The organism is Wolbachia endosymbiont (group A) of Pipizella viduata (genome assembly GCF_964028555.1).
Taxonomy (GTDB): domain Bacteria; phylum Pseudomonadota; class Alphaproteobacteria; order Rickettsiales; family Anaplasmataceae; genus Wolbachia.
The window spans coordinates 1-21,415 of sequence record NZ_OZ034787.1 but is presented as its reverse complement, the minus strand read 5'-3'; the positions used below and the strand labels follow the sequence as shown (position 1 = coordinate 21,415).

16 protein-coding genes and 3 pseudogenes are annotated in these 21,415 nt (G+C 35.0%); 6 read left to right on the top strand and 13 right to left on the bottom strand.

Annotation, left to right across the window (positions count from 1 at the left end):
• Window positions 1-35 precede the first annotated feature (35 nt).
• From ABWU50_RS00095 to ABWU50_RS00080, 4 genes are all read right to left on the bottom strand, one after another.
• Window positions 36-830 (bottom strand): hypothetical protein, encoded by a 795-nt coding sequence (locus ABWU50_RS00095; protein WP_353275882.1) that lies wholly within the window; start codon window positions 828-830, stop codon window positions 36-38.
• A gap of 73 nt (window positions 831-903) precedes the next feature.
• Window positions 904-1,725: a DNA polymerase III subunit delta' gene (locus ABWU50_RS00090; protein ID WP_353275881.1), complete on the bottom strand. Its 822-nt coding sequence runs from the start codon at window positions 1,723-1,725 to the stop codon at window positions 904-906.
• A gap of 17 nt (window positions 1,726-1,742) precedes the next feature.
• On the bottom strand, window positions 1,743-2,330 hold the full coding sequence (locus tag ABWU50_RS00085) for an L-threonylcarbamoyladenylate synthase (RefSeq protein WP_253309491.1): 588 nt from the start codon (window positions 2,328-2,330) through the stop codon (window positions 1,743-1,745).
• 118 nt (window positions 2,331-2,448) lie between these two features.
• Entirely contained in the window at window positions 2,449-2,919 is a 471-nt protein-coding gene (locus ABWU50_RS00080) for a hypothetical protein (RefSeq protein WP_264735637.1), read from the bottom strand.
• 75 nt (window positions 2,920-2,994) lie between these two features.
• On the opposite strand from ABWU50_RS00080, the gene miaA reads away from it, so the two are divergent.
• Window positions 2,995-3,888: a tRNA (adenosine(37)-N6)-dimethylallyltransferase MiaA gene (miaA, locus tag ABWU50_RS00075; RefSeq protein WP_353275880.1), complete on the top strand. Its 894-nt coding sequence runs from the start codon at window positions 2,995-2,997 to the stop codon at window positions 3,886-3,888.
• A gap of 3 nt (window positions 3,889-3,891) precedes the next feature.
• Here the strand turns inward: miaA and ABWU50_RS00070 are convergent.
• Window positions 3,892-4,729 (bottom strand): annotated as a pseudogene (locus ABWU50_RS00070) (hypothetical protein).
• A gap of 248 nt (window positions 4,730-4,977) precedes the next feature.
• Here ABWU50_RS00070 and recG point away from each other — a divergent pair.
• Complete coding sequence (recG, locus tag ABWU50_RS00065) at window positions 4,978-7,017, top strand: ATP-dependent DNA helicase RecG (protein WP_264688219.1); 2,040 nt, start codon at window positions 4,978-4,980, stop codon at window positions 7,015-7,017.
• 643 nt (window positions 7,018-7,660) lie between these two features.
• On the opposite strand, the gene cgtA is transcribed toward recG, so the two are convergent.
• The 3 genes from cgtA to murC are packed head-to-tail and all read right to left on the bottom strand — an operon-like array spanning window position 7,661 to window position 11,365.
• A complete protein-coding gene (cgtA, locus tag ABWU50_RS00060) occupies window positions 7,661-8,683 on the bottom strand; it encodes an Obg family GTPase CgtA (protein WP_353275878.1) in 1,023 nt (340 codons plus the stop codon).
• Window positions 8,671-9,936 (bottom strand): phosphopyruvate hydratase, encoded by a 1,266-nt coding sequence (eno, locus tag ABWU50_RS00055; protein WP_353275877.1) that lies wholly within the window; start codon window positions 9,934-9,936, stop codon window positions 8,671-8,673. The genes cgtA and eno overlap by 13 nt, the downstream gene beginning before the upstream one ends.
• 4 nt (window positions 9,937-9,940) lie before the next feature.
• Complete coding sequence (gene murC, locus ABWU50_RS00050) at window positions 9,941-11,365, bottom strand: UDP-N-acetylmuramate--L-alanine ligase (protein WP_353275875.1); 1,425 nt, start codon at window positions 11,363-11,365, stop codon at window positions 9,941-9,943.
• 26 nt (window positions 11,366-11,391) lie between these two features.
• Between murC and ABWU50_RS00045 the strand changes: the two genes are divergently transcribed.
• From ABWU50_RS00045 to ABWU50_RS00035, 3 genes are all read left to right on the top strand, one after another.
• Entirely contained in the window at window positions 11,392-12,066 is a 675-nt protein-coding gene (locus tag ABWU50_RS00045; protein ID WP_353275873.1) for a septal ring lytic transglycosylase RlpA family protein, read from the top strand.
• 233 nt (window positions 12,067-12,299) lie between these two features.
• On the top strand, window positions 12,300-13,217 hold the full coding sequence (locus ABWU50_RS00040; protein WP_353275872.1) for an ankyrin repeat domain-containing protein: 918 nt from the start codon (window positions 12,300-12,302) through the stop codon (window positions 13,215-13,217).
• Between the two features lie 339 nt (window positions 13,218-13,556).
• Window positions 13,557-14,978 (top strand): AAA family ATPase, encoded by a 1,422-nt coding sequence (locus tag ABWU50_RS00035; RefSeq protein ID WP_353275871.1) that lies wholly within the window; start codon window positions 13,557-13,559, stop codon window positions 14,976-14,978.
• 598 nt (window positions 14,979-15,576) lie between these two features.
• On the opposite strand, the gene glyA is transcribed toward ABWU50_RS00035, so the two are convergent.
• From glyA to ABWU50_RS00020, 3 genes are all read right to left on the bottom strand, one after another.
• Window positions 15,577-16,854, bottom strand: coding sequence for a serine hydroxymethyltransferase (gene glyA / locus ABWU50_RS00030; protein WP_353275870.1), 1,278 nt, complete (start codon window positions 16,852-16,854; stop codon window positions 15,577-15,579).
• A 46-nt stretch (window positions 16,855-16,900) separates the two neighbouring features.
• On the bottom strand, window positions 16,901-18,106 hold the full coding sequence (locus tag ABWU50_RS00025) for an MFS transporter (protein ID WP_253307380.1): 1,206 nt from the start codon (window positions 18,104-18,106) through the stop codon (window positions 16,901-16,903).
• A gap of 184 nt (window positions 18,107-18,290) precedes the next feature.
• Window positions 18,291-18,452 (bottom strand): hypothetical protein, encoded by a 162-nt coding sequence (locus ABWU50_RS00020; protein ID WP_264735850.1) that lies wholly within the window; start codon window positions 18,450-18,452, stop codon window positions 18,291-18,293.
• A gap of 142 nt (window positions 18,453-18,594) precedes the next feature.
• On the opposite strand from ABWU50_RS00020, the pseudogene ABWU50_RS00015 reads away from it, so the two are divergent.
• A pseudogene (locus ABWU50_RS00015) lies at window positions 18,595-19,083 on the top strand (hypothetical protein).
• Between the two features lie 53 nt (window positions 19,084-19,136).
• Here the strand turns inward: ABWU50_RS00015 and ABWU50_RS00010 are convergent.
• Together ABWU50_RS00010 and hemE are read right to left on the bottom strand one after the other, a co-directional pair.
• Entirely contained in the window at window positions 19,137-20,330 is a 1,194-nt protein-coding gene (locus tag ABWU50_RS00010; protein WP_264731756.1) for a pyridoxal phosphate-dependent aminotransferase, read from the bottom strand.
• Window positions 20,331-20,422: 92 nt separating this feature from the next.
• Window positions 20,423-21,373 (bottom strand): annotated as a pseudogene (gene hemE, locus ABWU50_RS00005) (uroporphyrinogen decarboxylase); the annotation flags it as partial.
• Between the last annotated feature and the right edge of the window lie 42 nt (window positions 21,374-21,415).

The following is a 21,415-nucleotide window of genomic DNA, read 5'->3' as shown; positions in this document are numbered from 1 at the left end:
TATAATAACAATAAGATTAGATACTCTAAAAAACTTTAAAATATGTCTAAATTTTCCAAAATAGGATGAATGATTATATCACCTTGTTCCGCAATAAGGTAGAATTTATCGATTTTGCTCACATCTACATTGATCATTTTTACACTGAAATTTTCAGGATTGTAAATATTACTTTCAGCACTTTTGTGATAATTATAATAATGTAATTTATTTTGATCATCAAAATAACCAAATTCATCAGCGAGGGTTCCCACTTTGCTACCTTTACCACTTTTGACTAGCTCAAATAGATCAATTGCATGGTTTTGAGATCCAGGCTCAATAGGCCCTTCTGCAGCAAAAAACTTAGGTGCATGACCAACGTATTCCTTAAATTTTAGATTATGAGTCTTTTTTACACTACCAAAATCCACAAACTTATATTCATCTGAAACGCCAGAATATTGTGGATCATACTTTTTATATTCAAAGAAGTCATTACCTAAAAAATTACAAAACGTTAATTTATAATCATCATGATCGGATTTAACGACTTTAAGGTAATGAAAATCTCTAGGAATCTTTACTTCCTCTTCCGTGATATGATTACGTACAACAAGCTCACCATTTAGCATATGATAGCCAATTTTTGGCAAAGTAGCTATATTGATTGCCTTGTTTAGCTTAAAATTTGCTTCATAAATGCCGCTTAACAACTCCTTTCCTTTTTCTAAGGTGACGTCCTGGTCTAAAGCTATATTCTTGATTGAACTTAATTCTTTCTGCATGTTTAGTATGGCTTTCGTCAAAACTTCTATTGATTGCCATACAGTTAATTTATTATCAGTCAAATTATATACTTCGAGTATTAAATTAACAGAATTTTATCATGAATTTATGTTAAAAGTATTATACTTTGTAAACTTATGTCATGATATTAACTACATTAGCTAAAACATGCTTTTTATCTAAGTGAAGTTGCTTAGCAACAACGAAAAGTTCATCTATTTTTTTCCACTGACCTAGTAAAATTTCAACACCATTTACCTCTCTCTTTATGCTTTCTAAAATGAAGGCCTGAATTATATATGATGCTAGTTCTAGTTCGATTTCGCTATTAATTACTTTATTAATCATATTGGGATTCTTTAAATCATGAAGAAATTTATAAAAGCATTTGTATGCTTCATAAGCATCACTACTTATTGCATTTATTATCATTCCTGGCATTCCAGGAAATAAAGTAATCATTTCGTCAAACGTTTGATCATCAAATTTACATTGAGATGAAGCAACTTGCTTTGTTTCGTCATAAGTTAATGGAATTAAATTTAGCTGAAAGCACCTACACTGGATAGTAGTTTGTATATCATATGGCTTATGGCTAATTATAAATATCTTAGAATTTTTTGGCGGCTCTTCTAATATTTTCAATATTGCGTTTTTAGCGTTATTAGTCATTGCCTCTAAGCTATCTATTATAGATATTTTGTGTTCTGATTGAATGGGACTTAAGTGTAGAAAGTTTTTCATTTCTCTGACTTTTTCTATTCCGATAGTATCACCTTCAACAATGTGTAAGTCCAATGCTACTTCATTATAGCTTTTTATGAGTAACCAATTGGAGAAGGATTTTGCAAGTGTTGCTTTTCCTATACCTTTTTTACCACAGATCAGCCAAGACTGAACAGATAAGTTGTTCATTAATTTTTTTTTGGCCTGGTTGTGACCTATTACTTTTTTCATTCTTTCTCCTATAGATCTTAGTTTGAAAATGCATTGGTTACTGTTTGTAATAAAATTGCACCTTCCCTTAAAACCTTAATCTTATCTTCGGTTAAGTCAATAATAGTAGATTCTATACCAGAAACTAATTCATCATCTTCAATCACTGCAGATAAATGTTGCTTAATGGATTGTGGTATATCGTCTGCCTTACATACACTTTTTTCTCCTGAAATATTTATACTAGTTGCAACTATTGGAACTTTCAGTTTGTTTAGTATTGAAATTGCAATAGGATGCTCAGGGATTCTGATGCCTATACTATCTTTAAAGAATTCGTTTGGCAATATATTATTGTTTTTAAGTGGTAAAATATAGGTAATCGGTCCAGGAGAAAAGTGATTTACTAAACCAATATACTTTTTCTCTAGCTTTGCTATTCTCATCAAGCTGCAAATATCACTAACAAATATAGACAGTGGTTTATTTTGAGAGCGTTTCTTTATCTGATATATTTTTCCTATAGATTCATTATTTAATGCATTACAAGCAAGAGCATACACTGTTTCTGTTGGAAAACACACTAACAAGTTGTTCTGTATTGCATTTATTATTTTAGATACCATATAGCTAAAAACTTATTCATAACAACTAGATCAGTTTTGTTGCATTGTATCTTATATAGTAACTGCTAGTTTTTGTGAACGCAATGCAACGCAGCTTACCATTTGTTATGCAGACTTGCTACAACCCAAACTCTTCATTGACTTTATCAACTATTGCCTGTGGTGGATCCTCTCCCCATCCTGAATACAAAATCTCTCCATAGTCTGCAACATCTATAGAGCCAGTTCTGCTTTTTGCTAGAAACATTTCTCTTTTCTCTTTATCAACTAATACATAATGCCACGCTGATTTTCCACGATCTTTACCACGGACTAAATATATAAGATCTGACCTACTTCTTTTTGTTGCATCAGCAAAAGATCTTTCATTGACAGTTCTGCTTTTACTTTTTATGCCGCCACTTTCAGAAAAAGCTTCCTTGGATTCGGTTTTTTTGTTTGCTAATTCAGAAATTTTCCCTTTTTCCCCTAATGCCCGTTCTTTGGTGTTTTGAGACGAATACTTACTGGAAAAACCTTCCCCTGTACCGCCAGGAGTCCTGTTTGTGAAACGCTTAATAAATGAATTATTGTCGTTGTTTTCTGCCATAAAAATCTCCAAACTTTAGATTGTAGGACCCAAATTTTTACTACACTCTATCATATGTTAATTAAATTAATATAAATGAAAAATAATATAGTAATTATTACAGGAATTACAGCTTCAGGTAAATCAGAATTGTGTGATAACCTGATAAAAAAATATAATAATATCAGCATAATAAATTGTGATTCAAAGCAGGTATATGAAGAAATTCCCATAATTACTGCTCAACCACTAAAGCAAGAAGAATTTTATAAATTATATGGTTATGTTTCAGCAAAAGAAAATTATTCCGTGGGTCTATGGTTAGAGGATTTAGAAAAAGAAGTTAATCACGCACTAGAAAATGCTCAAATACCTATCATCACTGGAGGAAGCGGGCTTTACATCAGCAGTTTAATCAAAGGCTTATCATCAATGCCACAAATAAGTCAGAAAGTAAGGAAAAATGTAAGCGAATTAAGGAAAAATTTAAGTAAAGAGGAGTTTTACAAATTAATGCTAAGCAAAGATCCAAGGATTCAAGGTAAAGTATTCATGAATGACTCGCACCGCCTTTCAAGGGCACTTGAAGTTATCACTGAAACTGGTAAGACAATCTTTGTATGGCAAGAAAATAGACAGCCTCCTTTATTCGATAATTTTAAGATATATACAATTTTGCCTAAACGTGAGGATGTATACCAAAAAATAAATTCTCGTTTTATCAAAATGATCGAAAATGGAGCAATTGATGAAGTAAAAAAGCTACTTAGTATGAACTTAGCTCCACATTTGCCAGCTATGAAAGCACATGGAGTGCCAGAAATTGTAAAGTATTTGAAAGGTGAGATTACTTTAGACGAAGCGATACAGATTGCTCAAACAAACACAAGACACTACGCAAAACGCCAGTACACTTGGTTTAAAAACCAGTTCCCAAGTTCTGAAGTAATTGATTGTGCAAGTGAGCTAACAGCGCTTGAAATATTTTAATTGTTAGTTTCCAGGTGTATTTCCATGCTCATTGCTATGAATGGGCGGTTCCATATTTTCCAGATGGCTGTTTACTTCTAGTGGATTACCTAAACTATGTTCTATCTCTGCTTCAAACTTAAATCCTAACTTCTCGCAAAATTTCTGGAAATACTCTTTAATAATATCAAATAAATTTTTGCCATCAATTTTGTAATTTTTCAGTTCTCGAGGAGCAGTAAGTGACAATTTACCATCTTTATATGTTACATCATCTTTATCATTTTGAGATTCAATTGTGAATTCAATTGAACTGGATAGATCACACACCTTGTCACCGGCTTTACCATCGCTCCTTTGGAAAAATATCGGTAATTTCATATCCGATCTAATACTTACATTATTTTGGTCAATATAATCAATATTCATTACTCTTTTAGGGGAGAATACTAGAAATGAATGTTGGCCAAGTGCAAGTTGAGATTCTATCAATACACCAGCTTCATGCCCTGCCTGATTACAATTGGTAACTAGTTCTTCTAGGATAGAATCACTTGGAACTTTTGCTTCAGCATATTTGAACATTTCCTTAAAAACTTCTTTTGCAAATGGGCGATAATTCTTTTCTCCATTTTTGTTGTTTTCAATCAAGCTAGCGTGTTTTGCATATAATTGATTAATAAAGTTTTGGTCTATATCTTTTTTATTAATAACAAAATCCATTCTATTGATGTCTTTATACATCTGTTCACCAGAGTTTGCTTCAGCATTATCTTTAACCAGCTCTTAATTTGCCAAAATCAAACTCTTCTGCTTGAGCCCTTAATGTAACTACTGGATTGGTACTATTCATTTCTATCATAGACCTATTAACATCATAATTAATTATATCACAAATTATTAATAATTCAATAAAATACCTGCTATAAGCCCTATGATAGCAAATATAGTTAGGGGTAACTTAGGCTTACCGACAACCGTCATCCCGCTGCTTGTTAGCACCGCGGTGGTATGATGTTAGAGAGCTGTGCTAGCTATAGTGCATACCTGACCATAAGGTGACAAGATTTTAAAAAGGCTCTATTATTGATAAACAGTTTTTACACATGTATGAATCTCAATGAGCAATTAGATGTGCTGGCTTTTCTAAATGGCAAGCTGGAAAATATGCTTAAGTTCCATTCCGCAATATTACCTAAACTCTGTGGTGGGAACAAAGTGGTGGACCTGCTGTTTTATAGGCCGCTTGGTTATATAGATAGAAGTAAGTCACTACTTGATACTCAAGTTGGAGAATTTACAACTTTCATGGCAAAAGTTTATGAGCATCAGTCGCCCACTTTTAGAGGTAGACCATATAAAATAGTCGTTGAAAGTGAGAGTCAGTATATATTCATAGTCTTTTTTAATCACTCAGTTAAGTATTTATATAAACTATTTCCAGTTGGAGCCTATGTAATCATCAGTGGCAAACTCGAAAAATTTGCTGAGCATTGGCAGATTACTCATCCAGATTACGTGTCGCTTGACATCAACCAATTTAAAGAAATAGCTCGCATAGAGCCAGTCTACCAATTATGCCGTGGCATTACCAATAAGAGCATTGGGAACATAATAAGCTCTAACCTGAAAGAATTGCCTGATTTGCCAGAGTGGATAGATGATACATTAATCAAGCAAAAAAAATGGCTAAGTTGGAGGGAAAGCATCATAAAGTTGCACAGACCAAGCTCATTGGCGGAAGCCGAGGTTTGTAGAAAAAGGCTTGCTTATGATGAATTGTTTGCGTATCAGCTAGCACTGAAACTTGCAAGAGAAAATCATGTAAAAAAAAGGGGAAGAGAATTTATAGTATTGAATAAATATAAAGAGCAAGTTTTAAATGAATTATCGTTTCAATTAACAAACGATCAAATTCGTGCAATAGATGAAATTTCAGAGAGGCAAAAATCCAAGTATCGCATGATGAGCTTGCTGCAAGGTGATGTTGGTAGTGGCAAAACCGTAGTTGCACTTTTTGCGATGCTAAATGTGGTAGAAAACAACATGCAGGTAGCTCTAATGGCACCGACTACTATCTTGGCGGAGCAACATTATAATTGGATTGAGGAAGTTTTATCCTGTACCGATATAAAAGTTGCGCTGCTTACTGGTAAAACTTCGCGCAAGGAAAGAAAGATTATCATGAACGAACTTGCAAGTGGTGTTTTAAATATAGTGATTGGCACCCACGCGTTATTTCAAGCTAACGTTACATTTAAAAATTTAGGGCTTGCAGTCATAGACGAGCAACAGCGATTTGGAGTGATGCAGAGAAATCGCTTGGTAGGAAAAGGAGAAAATGCCGATATACTTTTCGTTACTGCAACTCCCATTCCAAGAACCTTGCAGCAAGCTATGTATGGTGACGTTGAATGTTCAATTTTGAGAGAAAAACCAAAATCCAGATTGCCAATAAAAACTGTAACTATGAACATTAGTAGGGTGCCAGATGTTATTGAAAAGCTAAAAGGTGCTATAAACAGGGGCGAAAAAGCATATTGGATTTGTCCATATATAGAAGAAAACGAAGAGACCAATATTGCTGCAGCAGAGATGCGTTTTCAGGAATTACAAAAAACATTTTTTGATAGAGTCGGGATAATACACGGAAAATTGACTCAGGAGCAGAAAGATCAAGTTATGTTTTCCTTCAAAAGAAATGAATTTTCTTTGCTTGTTGCAACCACTGTGATAGAAGTTGGTATAGATGTGCCAGATGCAACCATTATGATTATAGAAAATGCAGAGCAATTTGGGTTATCGCAATTACATCAGTTAAGAGGCAGAGTAGGGCGAGGAAACAAGCCATCTTTTTGTGTATTATTATACGATAATTTAAGTAAAAGCTCATCTTCAAAGTTAAAGATCATGTGTGAGTCACAGGACGGATTTTACATTGCTGAAAGGGATATGATGCTAAGAGGCAGTGGAGATATTTTAGGCACAAAACAATCAGGATGTATGGAATTTAAATTTGCTGATTTATATCAGGACAAAGAGCTGCTCAATCTCGCGTATAATAACGCAAAAGGTGCAATGGCTAATTTTGAATTACTGCTTGATATATTTGAATATAGAAGTAGATTACATTTTTCAAAATTTCAGTAGGAAAACTTCTTATCCAGGTAGCTCGCAGAAACGAATTAAATGCAAAAATTCCTTGACAAACTCCGCCAGTCCCCTTATCATGACAGTGAAGCTATTGTATTTGCTTTCGCCAATCTGCAGATTAAAAGGTAAGGATTACTTAATGTATCGGCGTCTTATGTTCAATTTTTTGCAGTATATAGATACTGTATGTCTTTACAAAACTTCATCTACATCTAGATTTTTATCTAAATAAGCTGAACGCGCTTACAAAGCGTTACAAGACATCAAAAAATGCCAATACTCGACAAAGATAGTAAAGGACTAGCTAACTCGGGGATTCTTTGTCTTTTTTTCTGCTTGGTAAACTTCTTAAACATTTGCAGCGTAGGTTAGTTGCAATTAAAAGCAGCTTAATCTCGCTTGTCAAGCGTTTAAAACATAAAAAACGCCAATATTTTAAAGCAGATAATAACCCCAGGGCTTCTTTTGCCTTTTTTTTCGTTTGGTAAATTTCTTAAATATTTATAGCTAACATGAACTGGGCAGTGCGTCACGCGCTGACCATTTACTGTGCAAATCACCTTCAAAAACAAACGTTCGTACACATATATTCTAGTTATATGATAAAATAAATGAAAAACATCAATTATCTAAATGAAATTCACATCTTAAAAGGATCATATACATCGATTTCCTTAGAATTACTCTTTTTCAATTTTTCACTTAATAATCTTAAAATAGGCTGTAAATCACCATTAATTGATAAGCACAGCACTTCTTTATTAAGATAATTGGCTAGGTGACTCTTCTTTTCCAGAATTTCTGCTTCTCTCAGCAAGTCGCATTTGTTTAATACTACAATCTCTTCTTTTTCAACAAGATCACCATTGTAAAGTTCCAATTCATTATGGATACAACTATAAGCCGAAACAACGTCATCATGAGTTACATCGATTAAATGAAGTAAAATTTGACACCTTTCTATGTGCTTTAAAAATTTATGTCCGAGCCCAACCCCAAGGTGAGCATCGGTGATTATTCCAGGAATATCTGCTATTACAACTTCGCTATCATCCACTTTTGTCACACCTAAGTGGGGTCTTACGGTGGTAAATGGATAATCGCCTACTTTTGTATCGGAATTTGAGCAGCGAGTCAAAAATTTTGATTTACCTGCGTTTGGCATGCCAATAATTCCAACATCTGATAAAACTTTTAGTTTTAATAATACATGTTTTTCTTCGCCAGGCTGACCGTAAGTAAAATGTCTTGGTGCCTTATTAGTAGAAGATTTAAAATTAGTATTTCCAAGTCCACCTTTTCCACCCTGTGCTACTTGAAATTCCATACCAGGCTTGTCAAGATCTACTATTATCTCTTCACTTTCTTCATCAATTATTTGTGCACCGACTGGAACTCGAAGTATAACGTCTTTCCCTGCTGTGCCAGATCTATCCCTGCCTGCACCATTTTTCCCATTATCTGCTTTAATGTGTCTTCTATAACGAAAATGAAGCAAAGTGTTGAGATTAGCGTCGCTGATGAAAACTATGTTTCCACCCTTTCCTCCATTACCACCATTTGGACCACCAAATTCAACGAACTTTTCTCGACGAAAACTTGCACAACCGTCACCACCATCACCGGCTTTTAAGTACAATTTTACTTCGTCTATAAAACCCATGCTAACCCACGATAATATTTAGCATCTTTTCCTAATGCGCTTTCTATTCTCATTAGCTCGTTATACTTCGCGAGCCTATCAGAACGCGACAGCGACCCGGTTTTTATTTGCCCGCAATTTGATGCAACTGCTATATGAGATATTGTTGTGTCTTCTGTTTCACCTGAGCGGTGAGAAATAACAGCTTTGTAGTTGTTTGATTTTGCCATTTCAATAGCAGCAAAAGTTTCTGTTAACGTCCCTATTTGATTTGGCTTGATCAGTACAGCATTTGCCATTTTTTCTTCTATTCCTTTGCCTATTAGTTCACAATTTGTAACAAATAAATCATCCCCAACCAATTGAATTTTACTCCCCAATTTTGCAGTAAGTAATTTCCAACCTTCGTAATCGTCTTCACTCATTGCATCTTCTATAGAAATTATTGGATATCTTTCCACAAGATTACAATAATATTCAGTCAATTCTTTTGAAGTAAGCTCTTTATTTTCAAATTTGTAAATTCCATCTTCATAAAAAGTAGATGAAGCAACATCAAGGCCTAGTGCAAAATCACTTTGCGCTGAATAACCTGCTGATTCTATAGCGTATATGATCAAGTCAAGTGCTTCTTCAGTACTTTCAATATTTGGTGCAAAACCGCCTTCATCTCCTACGTTTGTGCTATAACCCTTTTTCTTAAGAATGCTACGTAAGTTGTGGAACACCTCCGCAGATATTCTGATTGCTTCACTGAAAGTCTCAGCACCGACCGGAAGAATCATGAATTCTTGGAAATCGAGCTTATTGTCTGCATGTACTCCACCATTAATTATGTTAATGAGTGGAACCGGCATCTGCTCTCCTCCCAAATATCTATACAACGGTATTTTGAAACTGTTTGCTGCTGCTTTTGCAACCGCAAGAGACACACCCAAAGTTGCATTTGCTCCAAGTTTAGATTTATTTTTTGTTCCATCTAGTTCAACTAATGCTTTATCAATTGCACTTTGGTTTGTTGCATCCATGCCAATGATTTCATTTGCTATCACTCCATTTACAGCTTGAACAGCTTTCAGCACTCCTTTACCACAATACCTTTTCTCATCTTGGTCTCTGAGTTCCAAGGCTTCTAATTTACCAGTTGAAGCTCCAGAAGGTACAGAGGCCCTACCTATTGCTCCATCACAGAGTTCAATTTCCACCTCAACAGTGGGGTAACCCCTGCTATCTAAAATTTCTCTTGCAAGTACGTTGTTGATTATCTTATTCATCGCATTAAACCTTAACTTCCGCAATAAGTGCTGCAGTTTCCTTTGCCAATTTAGCTATATTACTACCAGCACCAATAAATAATACTATATCACCTGGACTTGTCGAATCACTAATAAAATGTGAAATGAGTAGAGCATCATTCATAATCTTTACATCATTAAACCCATTACTGATTAAAGCTTTTTGTATATCATCAATCCCACAACCAGGAATAGGCTTGTCTTCTGGGGGATGAATAGGAGTAAGGATTACATAGTCAAACATCATAAAGATCCTTATGAATTCACCAAAAAAATTACGAACGCGAGCAAAACGAAGTGGTTCGATAATTCCTATTACTTTTCCTTTAGTAATCGAACGTGCAGCCGTTAAAGTTGCATATATTTCATTTGGATGATGGGCATAATCCTCAATTAACTTAACACCTTTAATATTGGCAATCAAAGAGAATCTTCTTGCTACTCCTTGAAATTCCAAAAGGCCTTTTTTAATCTCTGCATTGCTAATCCCGAGCTTTATCGCAACTGATATTGCAGCTAGTGCGTTACTGACTTTATGCATTCCTATTGTGTTTGATAGTACTACGTTTTTTATTCTGTGGTTATTGTCAATCAACACATCAAATTCCATGCTGTTATTATGTTGTTCGATGTTGCTGGCTCTAATGTTACCACTTTCAAACCCAAACATCATAGAGTTACTTGCATCATAATTAATGCCTACAGAATCAGGCAAAACTGCAAAATCTGCTTTGCTTATAAACTGAGAAAACGCATTTTTAATATCGTCGAATGTACCATAATGATCCATATGATCGTCGTTAATACTGGTTATGACAGAAATATTTGCAGGAATTTTTAGCATGGTTCCATCAGACTCATCAGCTTCGATTAAAAAAATGTCACTCTTTCCAAGTCTTGAATTACTCTGATACGAATTTAGTATTCCTCCTACAATTACAGTTGCATCAATATTAGAATGATCAAAAATAGAAGCAATCATAGCCATTGTTGTCGTCTTTCCACTTGAACCCGAAACTGCTATCACATATTTATCTTTCATAATTTCAGCAAGTATGTCTGATCTATGCAAAATGGTTTTATTGTTATTTCTCGCTGTTACTAACTCCACATTATCAGATTCTATCGCAGAAGAATGTACAACTATTTGAGCTTGGCTTATATTATTAGCATTGTGACCAATAAAAACCTCTATGCCCAGCCTTTGTAATCTATCTACATTGTTGTTTGATTGTGCATCACTGCCTTGAACTTTGTAATTGGAATTGTGAAGAATTTCAGCAATGGCACTCATTCCGATTCCACCTATACCAATTATATGTATTATTCTTTTTTGAGTTTTGTTAATATTTAGCAGTAGATGTTTACTCATTACTAAATTTATTATAGTATAATTTAAAATCCTCATAGTATCGAACCCTCTTACCGAATACAATGATAAAAAACCTAGCCTTCCTATGTCTAATATTTGTTTTGATGAGTAGTTGCAGTTTTAGCAACAGGTTTAATTGCACTGCAGGTCATTATAAAATTGGCTGCAGCTACACAATAAATGGTATAACTTATTATCCAAAAAACTGTAAACACTATGAAGAGATAGGGATAGCGTCGTGGTATGGAATAGAAGATCATGGCACGCTTACAGCAAATGGTGAAGTGTTTAACCGTCACTTGATCTCTGCAGCGCATAAGACTTTGCCCCTACCCTGCTTTGCTCTTGTCACTAATTTAGAAAATGGAAGAAAGCTTGTTGTAAGGATTAACGATAGAGGGCCTTTTATTGAAGGCAGAATAATAGACTTATCAGAAAAAGCAGCTCAAGTCTTAGGATTTCATAAAGTAGGGCTTGCAAAGGTAAAAGTCCAATACCTAAGAAAGATGTCAGAACAATTGATACAAAATACTCCTCATTACAGAAAGCAATATGAAAAAGAAATGCAGAAACGTCACCCGAAACAAGACAGTGCAGAAAGTAAGGGATATGTTGCATTTTTTAAAAGTGCTCAGGCTGCTAAATCAGCTGCATCAAAGCTTCGCAATCAAGGAATAAAAAATGTTAGATTGCTTTTTAAGAACGATCAATATTGCGTGAAAGTGAGTTATAAGTAGAAAACTCTAAGCTCTGTCTAAATAATTTGTAATAGATTTCTTGTATAACCACCACCTTTTGAGTAACCTTTGGCAGTATCAGCTACTTGGATGACAGGAGGTAATGTAAGAAGTCTAATAGCAAGTAATTAATGCTGTTTTTTTCTGATACCAGGTATTACTTGAGTAATGAGATTGACTTTCTTGCTATAATATGGTAATTAAAAATATCATTTAAAGCAAGAGGTAAAGTTATGACAATGAAATACGATCAGTGGGAAGAAATATTAAGTGCAGTTAACAATGAGGGGGGAAACCTAAATGAAAATAATGTAATTGAAAAAATAAAAGAGAGATTAAAAGTAAAAGATGAAGATGAGTATGATAAGTGGGAAAAAGCTGATTTTGATGTGAATCATCGATTTGAATGGTTGGAAGGTAGGAAGCCCACATTACTATATCTGGCTGTTTGCAATGAGGCAGCAAGTGTTGTGAATGCTCTATTGGGAGTAAAAGAAATCAATGTTAATGCAGTAGTAGGTAGACTTGAATGGACCCCTTTACACGCAGCTGCTAACTCTATCTGTAATGAGTCAGTAGATGCGTTATTAAAGTCAAAAAAAACAAATGTCAATGCAGTAGATAAAGATGGAAGGACTCCTTTACATTATGCTGCTGCAGTTAGTACGGAAAGTATAGTAAAAGCTTTAGTAGAAAATGGAGCAGATCTTTTATTGAGAGATAATAAAGGTCAAACTCCAAGAGACTTAGCTCGAGATGATTATATGAAGGAGTTTCTGAAAGAAGCAGAAGAAAAACAGCTTAGAAAGCAAAACGAAGGAACAAACAATTTACCACAAAATAAGGATGATAATAAAGATACAACACGTCTTCTAGGAAAAACAGAGAAAAAACAATCTACATCAGCGGCCATGAAAGGGTTTTTTGTCGGTGGTTCAGTTGCGGTATTAGGCGCTGCAATAGCAGTGACACTTTTTGCAACTGGAACAATTGCGGTTGAACTAATGCCTGTGGTAATAGCCGTTGCTGCAATCGCAACAGCGGCACTGGCAGTTGGTGGTGTTACATACATGCTGTCAAAGCCTAGTACTAAAGTGGATGAAACGAAAGAACAACAAAACGTGAATGGGAAGGTTCCAGGAGCAGCATAATAGGTAAGTTGTTATAGCTTTTGAGGGTAGGCAGGGTGCCATCTAAGTAGCGGACACAGGGACCCGGAAAACTATGGTAGCCTAGTAATTGTGTAATGAATACGGGAATGTTCGTACAGTTGTGTGTCAAGCACTGGAATGACAAGTTCTCAGCAACCCCTACGTCATACCGCCGCAGATAGATTCCGCTAACACGTAGCGGAATGACGGTTTTTCAAATTGTCGGTAAATCTAAGTCAGTTTAGCTATAGCACTATAGAGACAAAGATCAAAATTTACTTATTTACGTCTCCAATTTCATCATGTATAATGGAGACAAAGATTTATATTTTGTATTTTATGTCTCCATCATTTATTGGTAGGCAAACCGAGTTGAAGCAACTGCTGGAGCTTACGGAAAAAAACACTGCATCTTTTGTAGTAGTCAAAGGAAGGCGTCGTATAGGAAAAAGTCGTTTAATTCAAGAGTTTGGTAAACATTTCGAACAACATTACTCATTTGCAGGTTTGCCAACAGAAAAGCATACTACAACATCCCACCAACTTAATGAATTTTCTAGACAAGTTGCTAGACAATTTAATACATCTTTTGCTAGATATGACGACTGGAGTGACTTACTATGGGCAGTTGGTGAACGTTTACTATCTGGCAAAATATTATTGCTCCTTGATGAAATTTCTTGGATGGGCTCAAAAGATCCAACTTTTTTAGGCAAAATAAAGAATTTTTGGGATACACAGCTAAAAAATAATAACAAGCTAATTTTTGTTGTCTGTGGATCTGCATCATCTTGGATCGAGAAAAATATACTTAGTAGTACTGGTTTTGTAGGAAGAATATCGTTGACTTTAACACTCGGGGAGTTATCACTTTCTGATTGCAATGAATTTTGGCCAAAAAATATTTCAGCATACGAAAAGTTTAAGGTGCTTGCAGTAACCGGTGGAATTCCAAAATATTTAGAAGAGGTAAATTTTAGACACAGTGCTGAAAGAAATATTAAAACGCTTTGTTTTACAAAAGGTGGATTTTTAGTTGAGGAGTTTGACCAAATATTTTCAGATCTATTCATGCGAAAAACAGCTTTTTATAAGCAAATAGTGAGAGCTCTTTCTACTGGAGCTAAAGAACAGGAAGAAATTTGTACTGCTTTAAACATTGCAAGACACGGACGCATTTCTGAGTATCTATATGAGCTCGAGCTTGCCGGTTTTATTGCAAAGGATCACACTTGGGATATAAAAACGGGTACTGATTCACGACTCAGGAAGTACAGACTTCAAGATAATTATTTAAGGTTTTATCTAAAATATATTGAAAAAAATCTAGGAAAAATTAATCGCGACACCTACTCTATAGGGTTACTTACATCTCTACCAGAGTGGCATACAATTATTGGACTTCAGTTTGAAAATTTGGTGCTTAACAATAGAAAGAGCATACATAATATCTTGAGAATTGATGGAATAGTAAGCGAAAATCCATTTTTTCAGAGGAAGACAGGTGCTGGTTGTCAAATTGATTACATGATTCAAACAAGGTTTAACACACTCTACATTTGCGAAATCAAATTCTCAAAAAATAAAATCGGTCATTCAATAATACAAGAAGTACAAAAGAAAATAGATACACTAAAGCGTCCAAAAGGCTTTTCATGTCGTCCAGTCCTTATTCACGTTAACGGTGTGAGTGATGACGTTATAGATAGTGATTACTTTTCAAACATAATTGATTTTGGAGAATTATTGAATTGTAAGTAATTCTTGCTCTACTTTTTCAACTTTGTGTTGTTTAACATTGGAACAAGATTCCAGATGACATCTTTCATGAACTCTTATTATAACAATGTTCGTACAGATGTGTGCCACGCGCTGGAATGACATGGTGAGGTGTCATCCTGCTGCTCCTTTCTTGTCATCCCGCGCGGAATAATTAACCGTCATACCGCCGCGGTATCTCACATAGATCCCGCTAACAAGCAGCGGGATGACACCTCTCTTGGGCTCTTTTAGCTACAAACATTAAGAAATTTACCAAATGAAAAAAAAGGCAAAGAACTCCCGTGGTGCGAGTTTTGACTCTATATTACTGTAAGTGGCGCTGTAATAATGTGCTGACGCTTAGTTTAAGCGCGGTTTGGCTGAATGTAGAAAAAATTTAAAAGACATGCAGCCGCTATAATTTTATGTAATCCGCCAAAAAATACCCTGAGTTTTTTACTGAATTTTGTCATTGAGCCTGCAGGTCAAAAACAAGTTTTGAGTCATAAATACCCTTACTATCATAATAAGGGAGCTGGCAAAGCTTGTCAAGCAACTTTTTCCGTTTCTACCAGCTACTTGGATGACACCACATAAATTAATAAATAGGAAAATTACTACAAATCTTTTCAACTTTAGTTTTTACTGCTTTTTCGACACTTGAGCTATTTCCGCTGATTAATCCCTGAACCACTTCATTTACTAGGCTGGCTATCTCTTTAAAATTTTCTGCCTCAAGTCCGCGTGTTGTCTCAGCAGCGGTGCCAAAACGGAGCCCTGAAGTGATGGTTGGCTTTTCTGTATCAAATGGTACAGAGTTTTTATTGCAGGTAATGCCAGCCCTCTCAAGGCTATCTACAACGTCTTTTCCAGTTAATTTCTGCGATCTTAAGTCAACTAGCACTATATGAGAGTCAGTGCCACCGGTTATAATGTCGAGTCCATGCCTTTGCAATTCTTGAGCTAGTACTTTCGCATTTTCCACGATTTTCTTGCTATAAGTTTTAAACTCTGGCGCTAATGCTTCTTTAAATGCAACAGCTTTTGCAGCTATTACATGCATAAGTGGCCCGCCCTGCAATCCTGGAAAAACTGCAGATTGAATTTTTTTGTGTAATATTTCATCATTGGTCATCACTATTCCACCACGAGGACCACGCAAAGTTTTGTGAGTCGTGGAAGTCATAACATGTGCATATTCAGCAGGAGATGGATATTCGCCCGCTGCAATAAGCCCTGCATAGTGAGCAATGTCTGCAAGCAAATAAGCACCAACTTTATCTGCAATTTCGCGAAAGCGTTTGAAGTCCATTTTTCTCGGATAAGCAGAAGCACCAGCTATGATCAATTTTGGTTTATGCTCCAGCGCCAGCTTTTCTATCTCATCCATATTGAGCAGATAAGTGTCTTTGTTAACTGTATACTGAATTGACTTAAACCATTTACCAGAAAGGCTTGGTGCCGCACCATGAGTTAGATGTCCACCGCAACTCAGTGATAATCCAAGTATTGTATCGCCTGGAGTAAGCAGTGAAGCAAATACCGCCTGATTTGCCTGAGAACCAGAATGAGGTTGAACGTTTGCAAATTTAACACCGAACAGCTTACAAAGTCTTTCTATAGCTAGACTTTCAACTTTGTCCACATGCTCACAACCACAGTAATACCTTTTGCCTGGATAGCCTTCTGCATATTTATTAGTCAGAAAAGAGCCTTGTGCTTCCATTACTGCTTTACTTGCAAAATTCTCTGATGCAATTAATTGCAATTGTGACTTTTGACGTTGTAACTCTTTTTCTATAAACTGATAAACCTCGTTATCAAAAGACTTTAAACTATTTTTAGAGCCACAGATTTTTTTTAAAACACTCATCATAGATCAAACCTCGCTTTAATTTTAAGATGCACAAGCAATTTTAAGACTACTTATCCTGCTTTTTTAACCATAAGAGCCCAAAAACAGCTATTAGCAAACATACAGGAATAATAGATGTTGCTTTTATCAGCAATTCAGCACTATACACAGGATTTCCTTGTATTACTGTTCTATCCCAACACAAATTTATTATTTTTGCGATTCCAGTGTGAAAAAAATAGCCAAAACCCATGACTATCATGTTTGACACAGCTGTAGCTAAGCCTACTAAGTTATTATTTACATAACTTAGTGCTTTATAAATTGTAACTACTTGATATCCAGATGCAAAGCCGATAATAAAAAGCGTAGGTAATACAACATACAAGCCACCAATCTGAGTAAAAAGTAATAGAAAACCGGCGATCATTGCAAATGAGCATGAAATTATTACTTCATAATGCTTATTTTTATACTTTTCCAATAAATAAGCCAAAGAGAATGATCCTGTTAACATTCCTATCAATATTACGGAAGAGAGAGAAGATGCCAAGCCTTCATTCATTTCATATACTTCAAAAAAGAATGCTTTCGCCCAACCATCAGCAAAACCTTGCATTGGACCGACCATGAGTCCACCAAAAAAGCTAATTAGAATAATATGCTTGTTGAAAAGTATGTTTTTCAAGTCTCTAATGCTAACTTTTTCCTGTTGAGCATTGCTTTCAGGCGTTACTAAGAACAGTAACAGAGCAAGTAAACACCCGAATGCTGAGAAGGTATAGATAACATAATTCCAGCCAAATTTATTGAGTAAGAAGTCTAACGGTAATCCGCCACATATCCCCCCCAAAGTTCCTATAATTATGGATAAACTAGCCATTCTTGCTGATTTTTCTTGCGCAAAATACATGCTTGCAACTTTAAAAAGCCCAATTGCTGAAGCGGATGACCCAATTCCAACAACTATTCTGCCAAGTATTGAATAATACCACTCATCAAAACATATAAGCGGTAATGTTCCGGTAAATGTTAAAACAATACAAGCAGGCAAAACAAATTTTGGCCCAAATCTATCAAGGAAAAGACCAACAGGTATATGAGCTAGCGTATAGCCTACATAGTATAACCCACCAAACTGGCCAACATCTGTAATACTTATGTTAAATTTTGTTATCAATCCAGGCGCAATTATGTTTGGAATTACGCGTAATATATATTGGTACGCATAAAACAGTGACGCCAACAACCAGATTAAAAAATTCCTCTGCAGTACTTTACCCCAAAGCTAGTATTATAGATACTCTGTTTATAGAAAACAATATTTTTATGAATACTTATTTTAATTTACCGGAATTTTATACAGTTGAACTCATAGCCAACATAAGTAGTTTATGCATTAACTAAATTTTCCAGGTTCAAGTTTGGATAATGGAAAAAGTTCACTTTTTCTATTTTTAAAAGAGACCTTTTATTTTACTTATAATTTTTTCTACCATATCTACAACTGGCTCATGAATAAGGTATATGAAAAAAATTACACCACAAATGACAAGTATATTTATGATTTTGCCCTTATTCATCTTTATCTTGAGCTTCACTTTTGTTACAAGATCCATTTTATTTATGTTTTTATTTCATGCTAACAATTATATATTAAATACTATAATTTTCAGTAAAATTTGACTTCAGAAGTACCCTATTAACTCAATATTAACCTTTCTACATGTAAAATAGTTAATATAACATTGAGGCAGGTTGATGAACATAAGCACAATAGATAATACATTGCAAAATTACATAACAAAATACATTGAATAAACATTCGCTACACATGTGTCAGGCAATAGATATGACAAATTGTATAGGGAACTTCTAAGTGGCATAGAAAAGATAATAAAACTCACTATAAACGAAGCAAAACATTATGACAAAAGTTTGGAAAATCTATATAACGATTCAAGATTTAATAAGAAATTTATTCAAGCTGTTGCTAAACATCAGGTGTCGGAATTTTTAAATACTCACCCGAAAAGAAAAGAAATTGTTGCAGAATTTTACAATGAGCATCACATTAACGAAAGTGATTTAAAGACTCTGGAGAAAGGGAAAGATTTAGTAAATAAAATAAATAACATTAACTTACTGCAACGAAATGAAAAAAATGAGGAATTCAATATTAGAAAGACACTTGCTCACTCAATAAAAACGCCTTCCATAGAAAAATACAAGTTAGAACATTCAAGATAACCTTAGTGAATATTTTTGACGCGGTGAAATGGGTAATTTATGGATAGTCTATTTCATTTTAACTCCTGGCACGCTTTAGTAATACTATCACATCCAATTTCTAATTGTTCCTGAGAGGTTGCATAAGAAATTCTGATAAAATTTTCTAGACCAAACGCAATTCCTGGAACCACAGCAACTAAATGATCCTCTAGCAGGTATTCAGTGAAATCAAGATCATTATTTATTACTTTACCACTTTTTGTACTCTTACTGAGCAATCCTTCACACGAGACAAATAAATAAAATGCGCCTTGCGGAATGGATGCTGATAATCCCGGAGCAGAATTTAGCTTTTTCACCATAAAATCTCTACGACTCTTAAAAATCCTTGTTCTTTCTTTCAAAAAACTATGGTCACCGTTTAATGCTGCTGCTGCTGCCGCTTGTGCTATCGAATTTGGGTTAGAAGTGCTCTGAGACTGCAGCGTAGAGATAGCTTTTACTACATCACTTCTACCTGCAATATACCCTATTCTCCAGCCTGTCATTGCATAGGCTTTTGACACTCCATTGACTACAAAAACTCTGTTGTAAAGCTTTGGCTCAACCTGAGTGATAGTAAAAAACTTTTCGTCGTATATTATATGCTCATAAATATCATCTGTAACGACATTCACATGTGGATATTCAAGCAATATTTGTGCTATGTCTTTCAATTCATCATATGTGTACACAACTCCTGCAGGATTGTTTGGTGAGTTAAGAATTAACCATTTAGTTTTTTTAGTTATCCTGCTTTTCAATAATTCCGCTGTCAGTTTAAAATTTTGTTTGCATTCCACTACAACTGGTAAGCCTCCAAAAAGATTTACCATATCAACATATGAAACCCAATAAGGAGCTGGAATAATAACTTCATCTCCAGAGTTAATTGTTGCCATAAACAAATTGAATAACACCTGCTTAGCGCCAGTACCAACACAGATTTGGTTAAACGTGTACTCGAGGTTATTATCCCTTCTTAACTTATTAATTATTGCTTCTTTCAGCTCACGCGTTCCATCAACAGCAGTATACTTAGTTTTACCTTCACTTATTGCTTGAATAGCTGCTTTTTTTATATGATCTGGAGTATCAAAATCCGGTTCTCCTGCAGCTAAAACACAGATCTTTTTTCCTTCATTTTTCAACTTATTTGCCTTATCAGTTACAGCAATCGTAGGTGATGGTTTTATTAGGGACATTCTTTTTGCAAGGTCTGACATATCTTACTGAAGCTAAATTCAAATGATAAACCCTGTACAGCAAAAAAGCTAGGAATTTTGTGTATTGTATTAGTAGCTTTTTACCAAATTCACCAACGCAGTGATATTTTCAACTGGAGTATCAGGGAGTACTCCATGTCCGAGATTAAATATGAAGGGTGAATCTCTAAAGCAATCTATTATACGTTTTGCTTCTTTTATTGCTTCCGTTTTATTATAGGCTAAAAGATTAGGATCAAGATTTCCTTGTAGAGGGATTTTTAGATTCGCTTTCGCCCATTCTATTGGGACATTATAATCTATACTTACTGCAGATACACCTGTTTGTTCGCAGTAATCCTTATAAAGATTTCCAGCAGACCTTGGAAATCCTATTATTGGAAAATCAGAAAATCTATCCTTTATTGCCAAGGTAATTCTCTTTGTTGGTTCGATAACATATTCTTTAAACAATGGTTCCGATAATGCACCAGCATTACTGTCAAATAGCTGAATAACATCTGCTCCAAATTCTATCTGTTTAATTAGATAAATAATCGTTGCTTCCGTTATTCGTTCAATTATTTCCTTCAAATACGAAGGGTAAAAATTTAATACTTTGGAAAAAGTTTTGCTGCTTCCACCTTCTATGATATATGAAGCTACTGTCCATGGGCCACCAGCAAATCCTATAAGAGGCTTTTTTTTTGATAGCTGACTTCTGACTTTCTTTATAGCGTTTAGAATTGGTAAAATTTTAGCTTCAATGTCTTGTGGACTTTTCAATTCTTTAGGATTCTTTATAGGTTTTATTCTCGGGCCCACATTGCGCAGGAAATTCACGTCACAACCCAAAACATCAGCTATTATTAAAATGTCTGAAAAAATTATCGCCGCATCCACGTCAAATCTTGTCACTGGCTGTAACGTCAATTCTGTCACTAAATCTGTGTTGTAGCATATCTCCATAAAATTATTCATATTTTCCACTGCTTTGCGGTACTCAGGAAGAGACCTGCCAGCCTGACGCATTAGCCAAATAGGCACTCTTTCACCTGGCTCATTTTGTTTGATAACTTCTACTATTGTTGTTTTGCTGCTTTCCA